This window comes from Moraxella sp. DOX410 (assembly GCF_032248735.1).
Classification (GTDB): domain Bacteria; phylum Pseudomonadota; class Gammaproteobacteria; order Pseudomonadales; family Moraxellaceae; genus Faucicola; species Faucicola tetraodonis.
The window spans coordinates 1,408,016-1,426,795 of sequence record NZ_CP135138.1 but is presented as its reverse complement, the minus strand read 5'-3'; the positions used below and the strand labels follow the sequence as shown (position 1 = coordinate 1,426,795).

18 protein-coding genes are annotated in these 18,780 nt (G+C 45.0%); 7 read left to right on the top strand and 11 right to left on the bottom strand.

All coding sequences use genetic code 11. From position 1 onward, the window contains the following. Positions 1–924 (bottom strand): hypothetical protein, encoded by a 924-nt coding sequence (locus RNZ41_RS06325; RefSeq protein ID WP_314026860.1) that lies wholly within the window; start codon positions 922–924, stop codon positions 1–3. A 358-nt stretch (positions 925–1,282) separates the two neighbouring features. Here RNZ41_RS06325 and RNZ41_RS06320 point away from each other — a divergent pair, with 358 nt between their 5' ends. After that, complete coding sequence (locus RNZ41_RS06320; RefSeq protein WP_065252535.1) at positions 1,283–2,068, top strand: DnaA ATPase domain-containing protein; 786 nt, start codon at positions 1,283–1,285, stop codon at positions 2,066–2,068. 77 nt (positions 2,069–2,145) lie between these two features. Beyond that, positions 2,146–2,835, top strand: a complete 690-nt coding sequence (locus RNZ41_RS06315) for a DUF2057 family protein (protein ID WP_314026859.1) — start codon at positions 2,146–2,148, stop codon at positions 2,833–2,835. Between the two features lie 82 nt (positions 2,836–2,917). Here the strand turns inward: RNZ41_RS06315 and gspM are convergent, their stop codons facing one another. From gspM to RNZ41_RS06275, 8 genes are all read right to left on the bottom strand, one after another. Continuing rightward, entirely contained in the window at positions 2,918–3,409 is a 492-nt protein-coding gene (gene gspM / locus RNZ41_RS06310) for a type II secretion system protein GspM (protein ID WP_314026858.1), read from the bottom strand. A gap of 21 nt (positions 3,410–3,430) precedes the next feature. Beyond that, complete coding sequence (gene gspL / locus RNZ41_RS06305; protein WP_314026857.1) at positions 3,431–4,717, bottom strand: type II secretion system protein GspL; 1,287 nt, start codon at positions 4,715–4,717, stop codon at positions 3,431–3,433. Between the two features lie 36 nt (positions 4,718–4,753). Next, the gene (sixA, locus tag RNZ41_RS06300) at positions 4,754–5,206 is read right to left on the bottom strand and encodes a phosphohistidine phosphatase SixA (RefSeq protein WP_095355569.1); all 453 of its coding nucleotides are present in this window, start codon (positions 5,204–5,206) and stop codon (positions 4,754–4,756) included. A gap of 33 nt (positions 5,207–5,239) precedes the next feature. Further along, a complete protein-coding gene (locus tag RNZ41_RS06295) occupies positions 5,240–6,466 on the bottom strand; it encodes an NAD(P)H-dependent glycerol-3-phosphate dehydrogenase (RefSeq protein ID WP_314026856.1) in 1,227 nt (408 codons plus the stop codon). Positions 6,467–6,554: 88 nt separating this feature from the next. Continuing rightward, positions 6,555–7,127 (bottom strand): nitroreductase family protein, encoded by a 573-nt coding sequence (locus tag RNZ41_RS06290; protein ID WP_314026854.1) that lies wholly within the window; start codon positions 7,125–7,127, stop codon positions 6,555–6,557. Positions 7,128–7,129: 2 nt separating this feature from the next. Further along, positions 7,130–7,297: a hypothetical protein gene (locus RNZ41_RS06285; protein ID WP_314026853.1), complete on the bottom strand. Its 168-nt coding sequence runs from the start codon at positions 7,295–7,297 to the stop codon at positions 7,130–7,132. A 45-nt stretch (positions 7,298–7,342) separates the two neighbouring features. Next, entirely contained in the window at positions 7,343–8,467 is a 1,125-nt protein-coding gene (gene zapE, locus RNZ41_RS06280; protein WP_314026852.1) for a cell division protein ZapE, read from the bottom strand. Positions 8,468–8,650: 183 nt separating this feature from the next. After that, positions 8,651–9,349, bottom strand: a complete 699-nt coding sequence (locus RNZ41_RS06275; protein WP_314026851.1) for an alpha/beta hydrolase — start codon at positions 9,347–9,349, stop codon at positions 8,651–8,653. Between the two features lie 286 nt (positions 9,350–9,635). Here RNZ41_RS06275 and RNZ41_RS06270 point away from each other — a divergent pair, with 286 nt between their 5' ends. After that, entirely contained in the window at positions 9,636–10,028 is a 393-nt protein-coding gene (locus RNZ41_RS06270; protein ID WP_314026850.1) for a hypothetical protein, read from the top strand. A gap of 68 nt (positions 10,029–10,096) precedes the next feature. On the opposite strand, the gene RNZ41_RS06265 is transcribed toward RNZ41_RS06270, so the two are convergent. Continuing rightward, positions 10,097–10,588 carry a hypothetical protein gene (locus RNZ41_RS06265; protein WP_314026849.1) on the bottom strand — a complete coding sequence of 164 codons (492 nt, stop codon included), beginning with the start codon at positions 10,586–10,588 and terminating at the stop codon, positions 10,097–10,099. Between the two features lie 145 nt (positions 10,589–10,733). On the opposite strand from RNZ41_RS06265, the gene RNZ41_RS06260 reads away from it, so the two are divergent. Continuing rightward, complete coding sequence (locus RNZ41_RS06260) at positions 10,734–11,159, top strand: hypothetical protein (protein ID WP_314026848.1); 426 nt, start codon at positions 10,734–10,736, stop codon at positions 11,157–11,159. Positions 11,160–11,238: 79 nt separating this feature from the next. Here RNZ41_RS06260 and ppc read toward each other — a convergent pair whose 3' ends face one another. Then, a complete protein-coding gene (gene ppc, locus RNZ41_RS06255) occupies positions 11,239–14,109 on the bottom strand; it encodes a phosphoenolpyruvate carboxylase (RefSeq protein ID WP_314026847.1) in 2,871 nt (956 codons plus the stop codon). Positions 14,110–14,444: 335 nt separating this feature from the next. On the opposite strand from ppc, the gene RNZ41_RS06250 reads away from it, so the two are divergent. The 3 genes from RNZ41_RS06250 to RNZ41_RS06240 all read left to right on the top strand — a co-directional run bounded on the left by RNZ41_RS06250 (position 14,445) and on the right by RNZ41_RS06240 (position 18,695). After that, complete coding sequence (locus RNZ41_RS06250) at positions 14,445–16,427, top strand: propionate--CoA ligase (RefSeq protein WP_314026846.1); 1,983 nt, start codon at positions 14,445–14,447, stop codon at positions 16,425–16,427. Between the two features lie 61 nt (positions 16,428–16,488). Further along, a complete protein-coding gene (locus RNZ41_RS06245) occupies positions 16,489–17,097 on the top strand; it encodes a LuxR C-terminal-related transcriptional regulator (protein ID WP_314026845.1) in 609 nt (202 codons plus the stop codon). Positions 17,098–17,201: 104 nt separating this feature from the next. Further along, positions 17,202–18,695, top strand: a complete 1,494-nt coding sequence (locus tag RNZ41_RS06240; RefSeq protein ID WP_248105843.1) for a CoA-acylating methylmalonate-semialdehyde dehydrogenase — start codon at positions 17,202–17,204, stop codon at positions 18,693–18,695. The last annotated feature ends 85 nt before the right edge of the window (positions 18,696–18,780 follow it).

Genomic DNA, 18,780 nt, shown 5'->3' with positions numbered 1-18,780 from the left:
TTATGCTTTTGGCTTACTAAAATCATACGCCGTGACTATTTGCGCGTTTTTGGCAAAATCGATGAAATAATAGAAGTATTTATCATTCTCATCAATCACCCGATCGCCGTTGGTATCGGCTTGGGTTGAGAAGTAAAAACGCTTGCTCTCAGGCAGCCATTTATAATGTTTAAAATATTGATTATTGGGCGTGAGTTTCAATAAATTTTTGCCATTTAAATCACTTAAATACAAGGTAAGCTGCTGATCAAGATTGGTTTTATTGTCATTATCATCAGCTATCTCTTTGACTTCATAGATAAAATAGCCCAGCAGTAAAGTATTGCCGACTTTGACTGCCAATGGGTTGGTTGCTTCTTTAGCGGCTTGCGGTTGGGTAGGCGCAGTTTGCGGGATGGCAGCTTTTTTCTGCGCAGTTTTGTCATCTTGGCTTAAATCTACCAAGGGCGTGTGCACCGCTCTTATCACAAAGTTATCGTGTGGAAACAGCCGGTGTACTTGCCCGGTTTTTAACCCTTCAAACACAATATTGTAAACACTGCTTTGAAAATCATAGGGCGCAACTTCTTGAAAGTAGCTGACGGGTGATTTTTTAGCATCACTGGCATCGCTTTCAGCTTTGCGATTGATGGGCACTGACGGAATAATCGGATGCAGTAGGCTTGGCACACCTGCCAAATACACCGGAAAATCCATGCGTTTTAACCCGACTGTAGCAGGTGGGATACTGGCTGGGGTTTGTGCAATGATGACTTCAGGTACATTAGCGGTTGAAGGGGCAGTGTCGCTCGCTCGGGTATTTGTCTCAGGGGTGGGTTGGCAGGCGGCAAGTCCCAAGCCTAGCCCCATAGCGCTCAAGGTGCTCAAAGTGATATGTAATGGTCTAAAAAAATTCGCATCACGCCATTGGTTAACAAAAGACATAGGGGTCTCCATTACAAAGATAATCAAATATACTACTAAAATGATAAGACATGTACAATCTTTGGTTATATCATCGCATTCAGCGCTATAATGTTACTGACTGTTTTTGTCTTGAGTGTTTTAAAAGGTAAATAAGAAAGGTAAGTAAATTTGAAATAACCCAACACGGGGCAAAAGGCGCGTGAGTAGCTATTTCATAAATTTAGGTTATAATAGTCAAAATTTAGTTAGACGCTTTATTTTTTGCTTTTAAACTTTTAAAGATAGGGCGGCGAACTGGGCAGCACTATGTGTTATATGTACAGTGGTTTATGATTTATTTTCAAAAAGCGATATCTTACCGATTGCGAGTGCATGAATGTCGGAACAATTAAGTCTAAACTTAAATATCAAGCAGTCCGCGAGTATCAGTGACTTTAGTGGTCCAGGCTGGGTATCCATCATCGATGTGGTGCGCCAAATGCATGTAGGGCTATTGACGCAGCTATATCTATACGGCGAGCGCGATACAGGTAAAACCCATCTACTCAACGCTATCTGCGAATCCTTCCGTGATATCGACCAATCTGTTATTTATCTGTCGCTGCGTGAGCTCATAAACGCCAATATGGATGCCATGGTGTTGTCATCGCTAGAGAATACCACAGTGATTGCGCTTGATGATATGGATGCAATTCAAGGTCATCCTGAATGGCAAGAAGCAGTTTTTCATCTGATTAATTTATCGCAAGAATACGGTAATAAAATTATTTTTGCCAGTCGGTTGCCAGTCAAGGCGTTAAATTTTGAGCTGCGAGATTTGCTATCAAGGCTTGCGCGAGCCGCAACTTTTCAGTTGCCAACGGGCAGTGATAGGCTTGATAGACAGCTGATTTTGGAATCGGTATTACGCCGTCGTCATTGGCACTTTGACCCGCGCATTATTGACTATTTGCTCAACGAAGGTCCACACCGCATCGGCGCGATGTTGGCAGTGTTAAACGAATTGCAGCCATTATTTTCCAACATGGAACGCACCCCATTAAACAAAGTGAGCAAAGCCAAAATTCAAGATGCGATGAATATCATTGATAATTTAACGCTCAATTTTGAATTGGCGGATTTTGATGAAATTGCAGAAAATGAAAATTTTTTAGATTTTTGACCGGGTTTGTCATAGGAATTGCGTGATAAATGGGTTAGAATCCATCAACAGTTTGATGTAAAACAACAGGATATCCTATGAATAAACAGTACTTATGGACGGCTGCCGTGTTGACTGCGGGCGTGTTCGCAACCACACAAACATTTGCCCAAGTCACCTTGAATGTTGCTGATAATACCGTGGTGACTGCCATTAATGGTCAAGAAGTCAAAAACGGCTTGCTTTCAAAACCGCAAAAAACCTACAAACTTGAGCCAGGCAAACATGTGATTACTGCCAAGTACAATCGGTTGTACGAGCTGCGCGGTGACAATCACGATGTGTTACGTTCAAGCAATATTAGCGTTCCAGTAGAGCTTGCCGACAATCAAACGTATGTTTTGGATATGCTAGGTCAACCAGAGGACTATAATGCCGCCAAAGAATATGTCAAACAACCCACACTAGCGGTGCTGCAAGGCAAGCAAGTTATTGCAAGTCAGCAAGCCACATCCAGCAGCAGTTCAAGCATTTTTAGTGGGTTGGGTAATGCGTTAGGCGGTGTGTTTGGTGGTAGCTCAAAAGCGGTTGAAGCCAATCAGCAAACCATCAATGCCTTAGGACAATCAGGGGGCGCGATTCCCGCTATCAATCAACCTAGTAATCAATCTGGCAATCAACCTGTGACAACAGTCAGTTCATCGGATAATCTCGATCAATTTATGCAGTTATGGTTGAGAGCCACGCCAGCAGAGCGTGATAAAATTCGTCAGTGGGTGCAAAAATAATCACCCAATGCGCCCCCATGCGCCAAAACAACGATGCCAAGTGCATCGTTTTTTATGGTCTTACTATTACTTACTTTTACTATTAGTTAATAGATAAGACAGATTGTACTTCAAGCTTATCGAGGTCTGGCTGGTTGATTTGTAGTTGCTGGATGCGAATACCTTGTTGTTGAAACTGATTAAATATATTGGTGATTACGCTGGCCTGCGCGTGACTAAAAGCAACTTGGATAGTACTGCCATTCTCGACCACTTGCGCATTGATAATACCTGATTGGGTGAGTATTTGTTTGATAGCATCGGCTTGATTGACTTGTTGGGTTTGGTTGGGATTGATGTTGCCTGCTTGACTGCGTAGCCAAAACACATCTGCCATGGTGTCATCGTATTTTTTTTGTGCCAGGTTGGCTTTGCTGTGTAGCGTCCAACCACCGACACCGACCACAAAAAAAAGCAAGAACATTGCCAATATCAGCAGCGCAATCTGATCACGACGTGATAAATTTTGAAAGGCATGACCCAAAGGCGTGGTTAGTTTTTGCAGGGATTGGCTCAGTGAGGCGTGCGGTTTCATAAATTCATCTCAGTCGTAGGTTTAGTCTGCCAATTCAATATCTATCATGGCAAGGGCACTGCCAGCAGAAGTTGGCGCCCCTGCACTGGAAACCGCACTGGCAGTATTGGAAGACATCGCAGCGGGCATCGCAGCATCGACAGACCCTAGCTTGGCTTTAATCCCTTTGTTTACCATGTCATTGACGGCTTTGTTTAACGAGTCGGCGCTTGATGATAAAAGCTGCAGTTGTAAGTGATTATTTTGAAAATTAAGCTGCTTGGCAGTCAGTTGGTATTGCTGCAATACCGGCTGTATCGACGACAATGTCTGAAGTACGCTTGGCGTGGCTGATTGTTGGGTGGTTAATTTGCCAGATAACTGTCGTTGTAGCGTAAGTTTGCTACTAAGCGGCTCATTGGGAAACCACTGGGCATATTGCTGAGCTAGCAAGGTGGCGGCTTGTTTTTGTGCTTGGTTATAATAATACCAACGAAGCGCATCGACCACAAAGGCTGTCAGCAGCGCACAAACAGTGACTAAGGCGATGACTTTGGCATAAGGCGCAAGCGTGGTTTTACCTTTGATTGTGGCAAAGTTAAAAAAATGTCTGACCGGGTCTTTGATTGGGATAGGCAGCAACTCAGACGATTCTATGGATAGATTAGGCATACTGGCTAGTTGCTGGGCAACGGTTTTATCGTGAAAACCCGTTAAATATAGCGTTTCTAGCATGGGTAATTTGGTGAGTACCAACGGTAAAAAACTAACTGCCATGCCGTGATAAGTATGTAGTTTTAATAACTGGGTATCTGCATCTTGGTAATACACCGCGCTTGTGATAGGCGTGGCTCTCGTCTCTGTATCCCTCGTATTTATGCTAGTATCAATTCTAGTATCTATGGTCGGCAGCAATAAAAAATCTGGCAGTAAAGCGATTATCTCAATACCCGCCAACGAGGCAGCATTGATCCATGAATGAATATCGGCAGCATGAAGCCCAAATAATGCAGGTAACTCGCTATTGCTGACCGCCGGCTGGATTTTGACTTGTAAATCATCTACTGACCCAATGCTGATATCTTCAAATAAATAGCGTCTGCCGGTGTCGCCCAGAGCGTTGAGCTGGCTTGCTGTAAGCGTAGGCTGGATGGTTAATAAATTGACACTAGGAAAATAGAGACAGGCTTGCAGCTTGGCTGATTGCGTGGTTTGTAGGTTGGCAAGGGTCGCAAGCGTTTGCCAATTGTCAGCCGTTTGCCAAGTCTGGGTGGTTTGTTGCCATAAACGTAAGGCAGCATGCTGAGTTGGCAACCAAATATGAATCACAGAAGTGTCCTACACAAAATTGACAAATTAAATCACCTAACAGGTGGGAACAAAGCGTTTGATCTCAGCGGCAAGACTCGGTGCCAATATACCCATATCATATACACGCGCTTCAGCCAGCGCAAAACCCTCTAGGGGTTCATCCGTGAGAATATGGGCGATTTTAGCAATGATATTCATATGACAAACCACCACCATGCAGTCGCCAACCAATTCGCCTAGCGCATCCACGGCGATGTCTGCATCGTTATCAGGGGTGATGCCCTCATACGTGGTCACAGGCACATGGGGAAAAAATTGCTGGATTTGCGCAAGGGTTTGCTGGGCGCGGTTGTAAGGACTGACGATAAAATGATCGGGCTCAAAGTTTTCGGCAAGCCACTTTGCGGTCTGTGAAGCTTGGGCTTGACCCAGTGCTGATAAATTTCTTTCATGGTCTGGCAGGGTATAAGCGCCTGCATCGCCATGACGAACTAAAATTAATTGCATGTATTTACCTAAAAATATTTAAAGTTATGTTTGTCAGTTATGCTTTGGCTGCATTTGATGCGGCATGACAAATTCCACATCACTTCTAAATCCTGCTTCCATCAAGTTTAACGCAACCCCAAGCGGCGCTTTGTCTTCATAGATAATATCGTGCAAGGCATGAGTAATCGGCATATAAATACCCTCTTTCATGGCTTTTTCATTCACCTGCTGGATAGTATTAATCCCTTCAGCGGTTTGCCCCAGTTTTTTGATGGCTTGGTCAAGGCTCATGCCACGCCCAAGCATATTACCAATCTGGTAGTTACGGCTTAAGGTCGATGAGCAAGTTGCATACAAATCACCCACGCCCGACAACCCCAAAAAGGTCAGCGGATTAGCCCCGGCTTGGACGCCAAATCGGCTCATCTCAGCCAATGCGCGGGTTAAAATCATGGCTTTGGTGTTTTCTCCGATGTCATAGGCAGCCGCCATGCCCATGGCGATGGCATAAATATTTTTGAGCGCACCGCCAAGCTCCACGCCAATTAAATCATCACTGGCAAACACGCGAAAAAACGCACTGTGCAGTGCTGTCTGCACGGCAAGCCGTAGCGCTGCAGATTGGCTGGCAATCACGGTGGCAGACGGCATATTATTCATGATTTCTTTGGCGAGATTGGGACCGCTCATCACGCCAAAAGCCACATTGGGTAATTCATCCGCGATTACATCACTCATTAGCGCAAAGGTATCTTTTTCCATACCTTTGGTTAAAGACACGATGGCTTGAGCGCTAATAAAAGGCGCAATTTTTTGTAAGGTTTCGCGAAACGCTGAGCTCGGCACTGCCACAAAAATCAAATCTTTGCCTTTGACGGCTGCTTGCAAATCATGGGTAAATTGCAGGCGCTCATCTAGCTTATGGTCCGGCAAATATTTTTTGTTGATATGGGTTTTTTGCATCGCTTTGACGCTGCGCTTATCGCGTACCCAAAGCGTGACGTCGCAGCCATTTTTGGACGATAAATTTGCCATTGCCGTACCAAAACTACCACCGCCCAACACGGCAATTTTGAGGGGCGCAGGCTCGTTGGCGAGCTGATTGCCTAAGTCTGTCTCTATGTCTAAGTCTTTCTCTAATAGCGCTGTGGTGTCAGGTTTGGACTTTTTGACCGCTTTTTCAATGACGTCGGCAAACAGCTTGCTGGCTTTTTCACGATTGACATTCAGCTTTTCTAAATTTTCACTTAGATTGGTTGCTAACTGGGGTTTTTTCATTGAAAATCCTTGAATCCACTTGTCCTGCAAATACTGACAACAGGGCACCCTTTACATGAGCAAAATATAAAAAAGGCTAGTTTAGCCGTTAGTTTGTGCCATTATCATAAACAATAAATGGTGTGACGTCTATCTTAGAACGCGGCGGGATGGTCGACACGGCTGTGCCAACATAGACAAAAGCAATGACTTGGTTATCAGCGGTTACATTAAACAGTTGTTTGATTGCAGGCGCATTGGCAAGTGGACCGGTGCGCCATACGGTGGCAAACCCTTGTGCCGACAAGGCAAGCAGGAGATTTTGCACCGCACAACTACTTGCCGCTATTTGTTCCCAATGGGGGACTTTATCATGGGGTTTAAAATTGGTCACACACGCGATAATCATCGGCGCACGTAGCGGCATATTTTCGGCTTTGGTGAGGGTTTTCTCATCAGTTTCACCTTGTGCCATCGCGGTATTTTTTAATGCCGTGCCTAAGTTGTTGAGCGCTTGGTTTTCAAGCACAATAAAACGGTACGGGTTTAAATCCTTGTGATCGGGGGCAGATAGCGCCACTTCAATCGCTTGTTCGACTTGCTCGCGGTTGGGCGCAGGGGCGACAAGATTGCCGATTGAACGGCGCGATTTGATAAAGTCTAAAATTTCTGAATTTGTCATTTTTATTCCTTAAAGGTGTGATTGATTAGCGTTGCCATATTATCCGCTGAAGCTGATTGCAGTTGTGTCAAACCGCCAATCACGCCTTGCTGATTAGCCAAGTTTTTATTTTGGCTAAGTTTAAATTTGGCTTCAAAATCGGTTTGGGAAAAATCTTTGGGAATATACATCGTAAAAGCCACTCACCTGCATAACAATTTAAGTCTTTGGATTATTTAAATGGTCATATCTTCTTTTTTTATCTCATCCAAACGATGTTCCGCTTTGAGATATTCTTCTGATTGCATCTCAAGCAAACGTGACCGTGTGCGCTCAATTTCAAACGCCAATTTTTGCCCATCATACAGTTGTAAAATTGGCTGTTCTGCACGTACCAAAAGCTTGACGCGGCGATCATAAAACTCATCGACGAGGTAAATAAAGCGCCTTGTCGGGTCAGCGATAATATCGTTGAGTATGGGCACATCATCCACCAGCACCGTGCTAAACTCATTAGCAATTTCAATAAAGTCGCTGGCTGAGCGCGGCTGCATACATAATGCCCGAAAATCAATGTACAAGGTGTTTTCGGTGCGACCTTTGATGGCGATATCACGACCATTGATATGAATGGGGTCTTGTATAATGTGTTGGTTGTTGCTTAGCGCGGTAAAGCGGTTGGCAAGCCAGTGGATGTTTTCTTTGGTCAACGGAGACACGTAAAGTTCGGCTTGCTGCAATACGCGCAGACGGTAGTCGATGCCACTGTCAATATTCATGACCGTACAATTTTTTTCAACTTCGGCAATGGCAGGTAAAAAACGGTCACGGTGAATACCATTTTTATACAAGCCATTTGGCGCGATATTTGATGTGGCAACCAAGGTGATGCCTTTTTTAAATAGCATGGTAAACAAATCACCCAAAATCATCGCATCGGAGACATTGGAGACAAAAAATTCATCAAAACAAATCACATCCGCTTCATTATGGATGATATCGGCGACTTTCTGTAGCGGGTCTGGTTGACCTTGTAGCTTGTTGAGCTCGGCGTGCACCCGTTTCATAAAGTGATGAAAGTGCTGGCGCATTTTGTTGTCGGCGGGCACCGACTCAAAAAACATATCCATCATCCAAGTCTTACCACGACCCACGCCGCCCCACATATATAGCCCTTTGGGCGGCTCAGTACGTCTTAAAAAGCTAAATAGCCCACGTTGTTTGGCGCGATTGTCCATGATTTGTTCATAGACATTGTCCAAATAAGTCATCGCAGCCCGCTGCTGTGCATCTTCGCTAAACTCACCAGATTTTAGCGCAAGCTCATAGCGTTGTAAGGGTCGTAAATTTGAGTGAGGCATGTTGTCTCTCAGCGTAAATTAAAAAGTTGTCAAAATTCCATTTCAACGTGCTTTGACGTAGGGGTATTAAATTGACGGCATTAAAGTGCCAAATAGCGCACGATGTCAAATACAGCAAAAATTTGAATCAAAAACACCCATCAAAAACACAAATCAGAAACTAAGGATAAAATAAAAACTGCGTTATTTGCTACTTAACGCTTCAAGCAGCTGTTTTAATTCCCCTAATTTACCATGAAAAAAGTGCCCTGTATCGTCAATGATGTGCGTTTGAATACCAAAGTTTTCCCCAAATTGTTGTAGCGAGCTTGGCGCAATCACTTCATCATTCGCGCCATAAATCATAAAGGTTTGTGCGGTGGGCAGTAGCAAATCTGAGGTGTCGTTTTTTTCAATAGAAGGGGCAATCAAGGCCAAATCCGTGATGTCAAAATCATCCACGCCCAAAAATGCGCCTTGTTCATTGACAAGCTGAGCAAGTTTGGCAGCGACAAATCCGCCAAACGAAAATCCGCCAATCCATAGCTTGCGCGCCTCGGTTTGGCTATGAATCCATTGAAGTACGGTTAAGGCGTCTTCGATTTCACCTGTCACATTGCCGTATTCGCCCGTTGACTGACCCACACCGCGAAAATTAAAGCGTACCACATGCATGTTTTGGTCGCGGGCAAAACGATACATGGTGGTCACCACTTTATTCATCATCGTGCCTTCTTGCAATGGGTTTGGGTGACAAAGAATGGCAACACGCTCAACTGACGCGGCATTTGGGTTGGCAGCGCCCGTTGAGTCAGCTTGCCAAAGCGCGTCAACTTCAAGCTTGCCGCAAGGGGCATCTATTAATTGCGAATGGGTTGATTGTGAGTGGGCAGGTGAGCGCATAATCGTCCTAATCTAAGCAAAAAACGTTAAAAAAACCACCCATCATGCTAACCAATTTCACCCAAAATAGCTAGTTTGAAAATCAACAAAGCAGCCAATTGTTGCGCGGATTTTATGATTTGTAAGACCACTTGCGGCGGCTTAATTTTTACCACACACTAATACAAGCAATCAACCAAATTCTATTATTGACATGGTGAGTTTGCCTGTATTGTTGATAATTGATGAGAACTTTAACATGATGAAAAACTTAACACCGCTATTGAAAAGGGACAGCCTGCAGATCATGAAATCATCGCTCAAATCGTCTTTATTAAACATCACCCCATTAAAAATCACAACTATCGCGCTAGTCGCAGCAGTGAGCTTATCTGCTTGTCAAAGCACACCCACTAATTTACCCGTGCTACAGCGCGCGAACAACACCCTAGAAACCACTGGGTTAGGCAAAAGCAAAAATATCGCCAAAGTAAATGCGTTACATATCGCAACCCAGCAGTGCCGCGGAAAATCGCCCATCGTGTTGACCGATAGCTACCAGTATAATGGCGTATTGGATGAAAACATGGGACGCGCGGCTGACCAAGCTATAGGCATGATTGGCAGCGTGTTTGGTAGCAAAAAAACCCTTGCCCGCGATGATGATTACGAATATACCATCACCTTTAAATGTCCCTAATTGTTAAAGTCAAATCATCTATCAATAAAAAAAGGTTAGGAGCGTTCCTAACCTTTATTGTTTTTGTATCACTGGCGATTTAACAAATGCTGATTAAGCTGTGCAATCACCGCTTTGTCGCCTAATTGATTGATACTGTCACGAATTTTTGGAATCGGCTCGGCAGCAATCGGCTGACTATCAAATAGTTTTAACAACCGCAGTTGTAATGCTGGCTCACCTTGCTCAATGACAATATCTACGAGGGTAGGCACATCAAACGGCAAATCCGAGGTTGACTGTGCCATTGCCACCGCATGATAAGCGCCATGTGGGTCTTGGTCGGTTATGATACGGGTATTTACGGCTCTGTAAGCTTTTTCTGAAGTACCGCCTAGGACATTAATTTTGTGTAAACAGTTAAGCGCAGAATTATTTTGTAATTGTGCAATCGCAATGATGTCTTCAGCCTGATCCTGCAAATAGGCGCGTTTTTGTGCCAGTGCTTCTAATTGCTGCTCAGTCAGTGGCTCAGCGTTTTCGGCTTTTTTTAAGTTGGCATTAAATTGAATTTCTGACATGGCTATCCCCTTATTTATGTGGTTATTAGATAAGGGTTTTTTTTATAAAATCAAATCCACCGGTTAGACGAGCACATTTTAATGACAATCAAGCTATTTAATCACAATCCAGTTATAATGAATCAAAATCACAAAAAGGCGTGCTATGTTAGTGTTAACAGTAAATCCTGACCATATCAGTGTAACGTTGCAAGATAACCTATGGGACATTGGGCTTACGCTAAAAGTAATTGCAGAGACATTGTACGCATTGCCACCCACCGAATTGGCATGGGAAACGGCAATTATGCGCATAGAAGATGCTTTTTCACCGCTAAAACCCAGATTGCCCAAAGATGAATTATTAAAGGTGATAGGGGCAGAGGATTTACGCTTGCTAGCGTTTGAGCAAGATGACAATGGCGGCTATATTCGGGCTGAGATACTAGAAAAAGCTTTTGCAGTGCTGGCGGGCTATCGCTCGCTGCAAGATTTGCCTGCTATGCCCAATGACCTAGCGTTTTATGCAAAGGTATTGCTATTACGAGAATGGGTACACCATTTGGATTTTGATAAGGTTTATTTGGGTTAATTGTCATCAATAAAAAAATCGCCAGTACTCAACCAGCGATTTTTTAAAATAAGTAATTTAAGGCTGTTTTGAACACTTACTAACCAGTATTTCTTAAGCCTTGGGCAATACCATTGATAGTTAAATGAACCAAGTTAAGCGCTGCGGTATAAGACGTTTCATTATCGCTCGTCGCTTCATTGGTGGTTTCAGTGGTAGACCTTTCATCAGTAGTCGCTTCATCAGCAGTCGCTTCGCGAAGTTGTTTTAGTAAGGCGACTTGCAACCAGTTCAACGCATTCAAATACGGCAGGCGTAGCGCAAGTGAGCGTGCCAATGTACGGTTGTCATCCAGTAGTGTTTCTTTATTGGTCAGTGTCAGCAAGGCTTTAAGGCTGCGGTGATATTCTGCAGTAATGAGAGCAAAAATAGCGTTGGCTTCAGTGGCATCGTTGGCAAGCTCAACATAGGCTTGGGCGATTTCGATATCGGTTTTTGCCATCACCTGTGCCATATTTGATAACATGGCTTGCATAAAGGCGCTATGTTGGGCGTTGTGTTGCAGTTTTGCTAAGTTTTCTGGGTTATCTGCAATCAGTTTTTCGACTGCGGTGCCAAAGCCATACCACGCTGGCAGCATCAAGCGATTTTGCATCCAAGAAAATACCCAAGGAATCGCGCGCAAATCTTGAATACGCGCCAAAGACTTGCGGCTAGCAGGACGTGAGCCAATATTTAAACTGGCAATTTCTTTGACCAAACTTGTCTGCAAGAAATAGTCAATAAAATACGGCTGAGTGATAAGCGCGCGGTAGCAATTAAAGGCTTCATGCGATAATTGATTCATTAGGTCACTATCAGGGCTTTCGCTATGGCTTGGCAATAGGCTCGCTTTGAGCGTTGCGGCAATCAGCGTCTCAAGGTTGCGTTCCGCGTTGCCCGCATCGGCATATTTTGCGGTAATAACTTCCCCTTGCTCGGTAATGCGGATTTGACCATCCACTGAGCCTTCTGGTTGTGCCAAAATCGCTTCAAATGACGGACCACCACCACGACCCACGCTACCGCCACGACCATGGAATAAACGCAGTTGAATGGCATATTTTTCTGCCATTTCGACTAGCTGAATTTCGGCTTGGTATAGCGACCATTGACTGGTGACATAACCACCATCTTTGTTACTGTCTGAATAACCGAGCATAATCTCTTGCAGATTGTCACGACTGGCTAGCACCGATTTGTACCAAGGTTTATCCAGCAATTCACTCATGATGCGGGTACTGTTTTGCAGCGCCTCAATGGTTTCAAACAAAGGTACGATATTGATACGGCTCACGGGTACGCCATCTTTGACCAATAATAGCCCTGATTCTTTCAATAACAACGCCAATGCCAACAAATCACTCACTTGTTCAGCATTGGAGATAATACTTTGGGTAATCGCTTTGTCACCAAAGCGATTTTTGATATCGGCTGCGGCTTGAAAAATCTCTAGCTCGCGCTGGGTTTGTGGCTCATAAGTGATATAGGGGTTGTATAAAGGACGCGCAGTTGCCAATTCACGCAGCAGCACACGTTGACGCGCGGATTCAGACAAAGAAAGATAATCTTCTAAATCGGCATGTTTGAACAAATCATGGACGGTTTCGGCATGAATCCCTGAGAATTGGCGCAAGTCCAATGGCATCAGATAAAACCCAAATACTTCCACGGCGCGGATGATATCGGTGAGTCGTTCATTAGCCAGTAACTCACTGCCATTATCCACCAATGACTGATAAACAACGTACAAATCATCTAAAAACTCGTCACAATCAGCGTAGGGCTCACTAAGTCCAAAGCGACAACCGTAAGACAAATCAAACGTATGCGAGGTAGCGACTAAACGTGACGAGATAAACCCGATGGCGCGGCGATAAGGCTCTTCTTCTCTAGAGATATTATCTTCTTTGGATTGCTCGGAGAGTGCCAGTACCGCATCGCTCACTTTCACATGGCGGATAGATAGCGGCAACTCTTGGTACAGCTTGCCCAGTTGGTCACGATAAAAGTAAAACACCGTTGCCGCTTGGCGTTTGAACGCATAGCGAAGGGTATCGGCTGACACAAACGGATTGCCGTCACGGTCGCCACCAATCCAACCACCGATATTAAGTAAGTTTGGCATGTCAGTGTCGGGGAAACGCTCTTTTAACTGATAATCTAATTTACGATACAGACTTGGCAAGGCTTCAAAAAAACTTAAATCAAAATAGGCAATGCCATTGTCGATTTCATCTTTGACAGTAATTTTAAAATGGCGGGTTTCATTGGTTTGCCACTGCGACAATAACGTGGCTTCTAGTTGCTGCTCGATACGATGACGTTGGTAGCCAATCGCAGTGTGGTATTCCTCAAGTAAAGCACGGATTTGACGGCGCAGTGATAAAATCGTTTGACGCTGTACTTCGGTCGGATGCGCGGTCAATACCGCACTGATAAAGGTATCATCAAGCTGTGCTTGCAACTCATCGCTGTCAATCCCTTGGGCTTTTAATTCATCAATCACATGGGCAAAACTACTTTTTGAGGCAGATTCGTCTTGTTCGTGGGCAAGGCGGCGGCGCTCATGGTGCATGTCTTCGGCGATGTTAAACACTTGCGCAAATAAGCCGCAAGCCCGAATGAGATTCTTGCGCTGTTGATGGTTGAGCGTTGGCAAAATGGCTTGAATAGTCTGCTGGGGGTCTTCGCCATTTAACAGTTTATTAATGGTTTGTTTGACCGGTTCTGAGGTTTGCTGCTCAACGACCGTTATCAGCACGCGGCTAAGTAACTGGGTGTCCGCTAGCAAAGGAGAGTCTTTATCATTGTCGATAAGCTCAACAAGTGCCGTATTTGACGGATGCGAGTTTAAAGGGGTTAAGCTTAAAACGTGAGGCGGTGCAAGGCTTTTTTCATTTTCAGCTGGGTTGGCGTTGGTCTGGCTCATGACTTTTCCCTTATTTGCTTTAGTCTAAAAAGTGTAACAGGACAATTATGTTAGCACAAACTATTATCACTATAAGAAATACTAATCGTTAAAAATCCGAAATATAAACAGCGCTAAAATTATTTTGGCAAGGCTTGACGTTAGCAAGTCTATTTGCTATATTCAAAACGATACAAAACGTATCATTTGAGTTTATAAAATGAATTCAAGGAGTGAATTCAAAGAATGAATGCAATGATAGGCTTTGCTAAGCAATAAGATATTTTGCCAACCTCTAAAAACCAAACCTGCAAGCGACTTTCACCATCCGTTAAGATTCTAGCTAAGGACAGCCAATGAATTTCTCTGACTTATACAATCAATCCATCAACGACAAACAAGCCTTCTGGGGCGAGCAAGCCAAGCGAATCTATTGGCATCAACAACCTACCCAAATTTTAGATGATAGTAAGCTGCCCTTTGCCAAATGGTTTGTCGGTGGCGAAACCAATTTGTGTTACAACATGGTCGATCGCCACCTTGAAAACCGGGCAGAGCAAGATGCCTTTGTGTGGGTCTCTACCGAAATCAATGCTGAAATGATTGATAATTACCCCAATATTCAGAAAGCTTTTAAGGCACTCGGCAACCCTGTTGAACTGTATACCGACTATGCCAAACGCCGTTTAACTTACAACGATTTATACAAAGAAGTAAACTATTTTGCCGATGTGCTAAAACGTCATGGCATCGACAAAGGTGACCGTGTTGTCATCTATATGCCGATGATTTTGGAAGCGGCGTATGCCATGCTGGCTTGTGTGCGTATCGGGGCGATTCATTCGGTGGTATTTGGCGGATTTGCCTCGCATAACCTTGCCGTACGGATGGATGATGCCGAAGCGAAAATGGTGATTACGGTCGATGCAGGGCTGCGCGGCGGCAAGCTCATTAATTATAAAAACTTGGTCAATAAAGCAGTTGAAGAAGCCAAAGTCAAAACCAATGTGCTGGTGATTGACCGTGGCATTATGCCATACACAGCAGAGCCACAGGACATTGACTATGCCACCGAGCGGGCGATAAGTGCCGATAACAATGCCAAAGTCGATTGTGTTTGGCTAGAGTCCAATGCGCCATCGTATCTATTATATACCTCGGGCACGACAGGCACACCCAAAGGCGTACAGCGCGATACAGGCGGTCATGCGGTAGCCCTAGCCACCGCGATGGATTTTGTCTATAACGGTAAAGCGGGCGAGACGTTTTGGGCGATTTCGGATATCGGTTGGGCAGTCGGGCACTCGTTTAGCATCTATGCCCCTTTACTGACCGGCATGACCAGTATCATATATGAAGGCTTGCCAACCACGCCAAACCCGGGGATTTGGTGGCGAATTGTCGAAGCCAATAAAGTCAATATTTTGTTAACCGCACCGACAGGCGTGCGGATGCTACGTAAACAAGACGAAATGTGGATGAGCCGTCACGATATCTCAAGTCTAAAATCATTCTTCTTGGCAGGTGAGCCACTCGATGAGCCAACGGCACAGTGGCTAACAGGTCACATGGGCGTGCCAATCATTGACCACTATTGGCAAACTGAATCGGGCTGGCCCATCCTAAGCCATGCCCCAAAATTTGCAGACAATCCCGACCACAAGCCGCACAAACAAGGCACACCCGGCTATCCGATGTTTGGATATGACGCCAAAGTCATCAATGAAACCACAGGCGCACCTTGCCAAGCCAATGAAAAAGGCATGCTGGTGTTAGCCGCACCTTTACCACCCGGTTGTTTGGCCACCGTTTGGCGAAATGACGAGCGTTTTATCAATGGCTATTTTTCACTACTCGATGGCAAACAATACGCAACATCAGACTATGCCGTAATGGATGAATACGGCTACTACTATATTCTAGGGCGAACCGATGATGTTATCAATGTGGCAGGTCACCGTTTGGGTACCAAGGAAATCGAGGAGGCCATCGGTCATCACCCCGAAGTCGCCGAATCGGCGGTTGTTGGCATCCATGACGAGCTTAAAGGTGAGCTACCCATTGCCTTTTGTATTCTAAAAAATCATGACTTAGTAGCAGAAACCGAAAACCGTTTCCGCATTGAGCAGCAAATCGTGGGTGAAGTCGCAAGACAGTTGGGCGCCCTTGCTAAACCTGCGGCTATTTATTTTCCCAAGGCTTTACCCAAAACCCGCTCAGGCAAAATCTTACGCCGCTCTATCAAGGCACTGGCGGAAGGCAAAGAAACAGGCGACATGAGTACGCTGGATGACCCAACCGCGATTGAGGCGGTCAGACAAGCGATGGCGGATTATTAATGGCAATCGATAAGTTATCCACCAATAAGTTGTCAGGGCTTAAAAATCAGGGGTGATTGTGATGGAAAATTATGCCTTACTGGCTTTTAAGCACGCGCCCACGCCGATAGTGGTATTAAGCTATCGGCGTATCAAAGCGCTCAACGATGCCTTTGCCAATTTGTTCGGTTATGCGCACGATGAGCTACTCAATCAATCGATGCAAAAATTGTTTCCCAGTGTCGAAGATTTTGAAAAAATTGGCAAAGAAGCATTAACAGGTTTGGGATTACAGACCAATATGTATTACTGCGATGAGCGCTTTATGCGTCACAAAACAGGGGAGATATTTTGGGCAACCACCCACGGACGCACCTTAACCCCAGATGACCCGTTCAAACTGGCAATTTGGCATTTTGAAAAAAAACCGCAAGTATCGTCCGAATCGCAGCTCACCGCACGTGAAGCCCAAATTGCGCAGTATATGGTCAATGGCTATACCTGTAAAGAGATTGGTAAGTCACTTGGTTTATCCCCCAGAACCATTGAGGTACATAAAGCCAACTTAATGAAAAAACTGGGCGCCCGCAGCAAAGGTGAGCTAGCCTCAAAGATTATTGTCATTAACCCTATGACAGCTGCGCAGCAAAACTACTCTAGCAAAACCACTCCAGAAAAAATACTTAAGTAATTAAGTATTATTGACAGTACCCCCCAACTGATTCACACTGTTTTGCAACGCGTTAACGCTATCAAACGCCATACACCCAACACGGTAAAACAAGGATTGTTACGATGACCACCCAAACTGTAAAACAACTCATCAACGGCGAATTTGTCGAATCAACTACCGAGCAATGGATTGACCTGAGCAACCCAGCCACCCAACAAGTGATTGCCAAAGTACCCCAAACTACTCCCGATGAAATCAACCAAGCTGTCGCGGCGGCGGCAGAAGCGTTCAAAACCTGGCGCAAAACCCCAATCAACACGCGCTCGCGCATTTTCTTAAAATACCAACAACTGATTCGTGACAACATGGACGAGCTTGCCGCCATGCTCACCGAAGAACAAGGCAAAACCCTAGCCGATGCCAAAGGCGATGTGTTCCGTGGTCTTGAAGTCGTCGAACACGCCTCAGGCATTGGCAACCTGCAGCAAGGCGCGTTTATCGAGAACGTGGCGACTGGCGTTGATATGTATAATATCCAGCAACCACTTGGCGTTTGTGCGGGTATCACCCCGTTTAACTTCCCCGCCATGATTCCACTTTGGATGTTCCCAATGGCAATCGCCACCGGTAACACCTTCGTATTAAAACCGTCTGAACAAAACCCGATGGTCACCATGCGATTGGTAGAATTGGCGCTCGAAGCGGGCATTCCAAAAGGCGTGTTAAACGTGGTGCATGGCGGTAAAGATACCGTTGATGCCATTTGTGACCACCCAGATATTAAAGCCATCTCGTTTGTGGGTTCAACCGCAGTTGGTACACACGTCTATAACCGCGCCAGCCAAGCAGGCAAACGCGTGCAATGTATGATGGGGGCAAAAAACCACGCAGTCATCTTACCCGATGCCAACAAAGAACAATGTCTTAACCAACTAGCCGGTGCCGCATTTGGGGCAGCAGGTCAGCGCTGTATGGCGTTATCCGTGGTGATTCTAGTCGGGGAGGCCAAAAACTGGGTGGGTGACATCGTGGAACGTGCCAAAAAATTGGTGGTGGCAGCGGGTAAAGATGACAAAGACTTAGGACCTGTGATTTCAAAAGCGGCCAAAGCGCGTGTTGAGCGCTTAATCCAAGCGGGCGCAGATGAAGGGGCACAAGTCCTGCTCGATGGTCGTGGTATCAAGGTGGAAGGCTTTGAGAACGGTAATTTTGTCGGACCGACTATTTTAGATAACGTCACCACCGATATGACGTGCTACAAAGAAGAAATCTTTGGACCGGTGCTTGACATCATGTATGCCGATAGCCTAGATGAAGCGATTGCCATCATCAATGCCAATCCAAACGGTAATGGCACGGCTATCTTTACCCAGTCAGGTGCGGCAGCCCACAAGTTCCAACAAGATATTGATGTGGGTCAAGTCGGTATTAATTTACCCATTCCGGTGCCACTACCGATGTTTTCATTCACCGGTTCTCGCGCCAGTAAGTTGGGTGACTTAGGTCCTTATGGCAAGCAAGCGGTACAGTTTTATACCCAAACCAAAACCGTCACCGCCCGTTGGTTTGATGATGAAGCCAGTAAAGGGGTGAACACTACCATTTCATTAAAATAAATAGACGTTAACAATTAATATTTCGTGATTAAGACTGATTGAATTGAGCTATCAGGTTAAAAACGTTATAGCCAATATAGCCAAG

Bases quoted from the DNA above. Each gene is read 5' to 3' on its own strand.
- RNZ41_RS06325 (WP_314026860.1), bottom strand. From the start codon at position 924: ATGTCTTTTGTTAACCAATGGCGTGATGCGAATTTTTTTAGACCATTA.
- RNZ41_RS06320 (WP_065252535.1), top strand. From the start codon at position 1,283: ATGTCGGAACAATTAAGTCTAAACTTAAATATCAAGCAGTCCGCGAGT.
- RNZ41_RS06315 (WP_314026859.1), top strand. From the start codon at position 2,146: ATGAATAAACAGTACTTATGGACGGCTGCCGTGTTGACTGCGGGCGTG.
- gspM (WP_314026858.1), bottom strand. From the start codon at position 3,409: ATGAAACCGCACGCCTCACTGAGCCAATCCCTGCAAAAACTAACCACG.
- sixA (WP_095355569.1), bottom strand. From the start codon at position 5,206: ATGCAATTAATTTTAGTTCGTCATGGCGATGCAGGCGCTTATACCCTG.
- RNZ41_RS06295 (WP_314026856.1), bottom strand. From the start codon at position 6,466: ATGAAAAAACCCCAGTTAGCAACCAATCTAAGTGAAAATTTAGAAAAG.
- RNZ41_RS06290 (WP_314026854.1), bottom strand. From the start codon at position 7,127: ATGACAAATTCAGAAATTTTAGACTTTATCAAATCGCGCCGTTCAATC.
- RNZ41_RS06285 (WP_314026853.1), bottom strand. From the start codon at position 7,297: ATGTATATTCCCAAAGATTTTTCCCAAACCGATTTTGAAGCCAAATTT.
- zapE (WP_314026852.1), bottom strand. From the start codon at position 8,467: ATGCCTCACTCAAATTTACGACCCTTACAACGCTATGAGCTTGCGCTA.
- RNZ41_RS06275 (WP_314026851.1), bottom strand. From the start codon at position 9,349: ATGCGCTCACCTGCCCACTCACAATCAACCCATTCGCAATTAATAGAT.
- RNZ41_RS06270 (WP_314026850.1), top strand. From the start codon at position 9,636: ATGAAATCATCGCTCAAATCGTCTTTATTAAACATCACCCCATTAAAA.
- RNZ41_RS06265 (WP_314026849.1), bottom strand. From the start codon at position 10,588: ATGTCAGAAATTCAATTTAATGCCAACTTAAAAAAAGCCGAAAACGCT.
- RNZ41_RS06260 (WP_314026848.1), top strand. From the start codon at position 10,734: ATGTTAGTGTTAACAGTAAATCCTGACCATATCAGTGTAACGTTGCAA.
- ppc (WP_314026847.1), bottom strand. From the start codon at position 14,109: ATGAGCCAGACCAACGCCAACCCAGCTGAAAATGAAAAAAGCCTTGCA.
- RNZ41_RS06250 (WP_314026846.1), top strand. From the start codon at position 14,445: ATGAATTTCTCTGACTTATACAATCAATCCATCAACGACAAACAAGCC.
- RNZ41_RS06245 (WP_314026845.1), top strand. From the start codon at position 16,489: ATGGAAAATTATGCCTTACTGGCTTTTAAGCACGCGCCCACGCCGATA.
- RNZ41_RS06240 (WP_248105843.1), top strand. From the start codon at position 17,202: ATGACCACCCAAACTGTAAAACAACTCATCAACGGCGAATTTGTCGAA.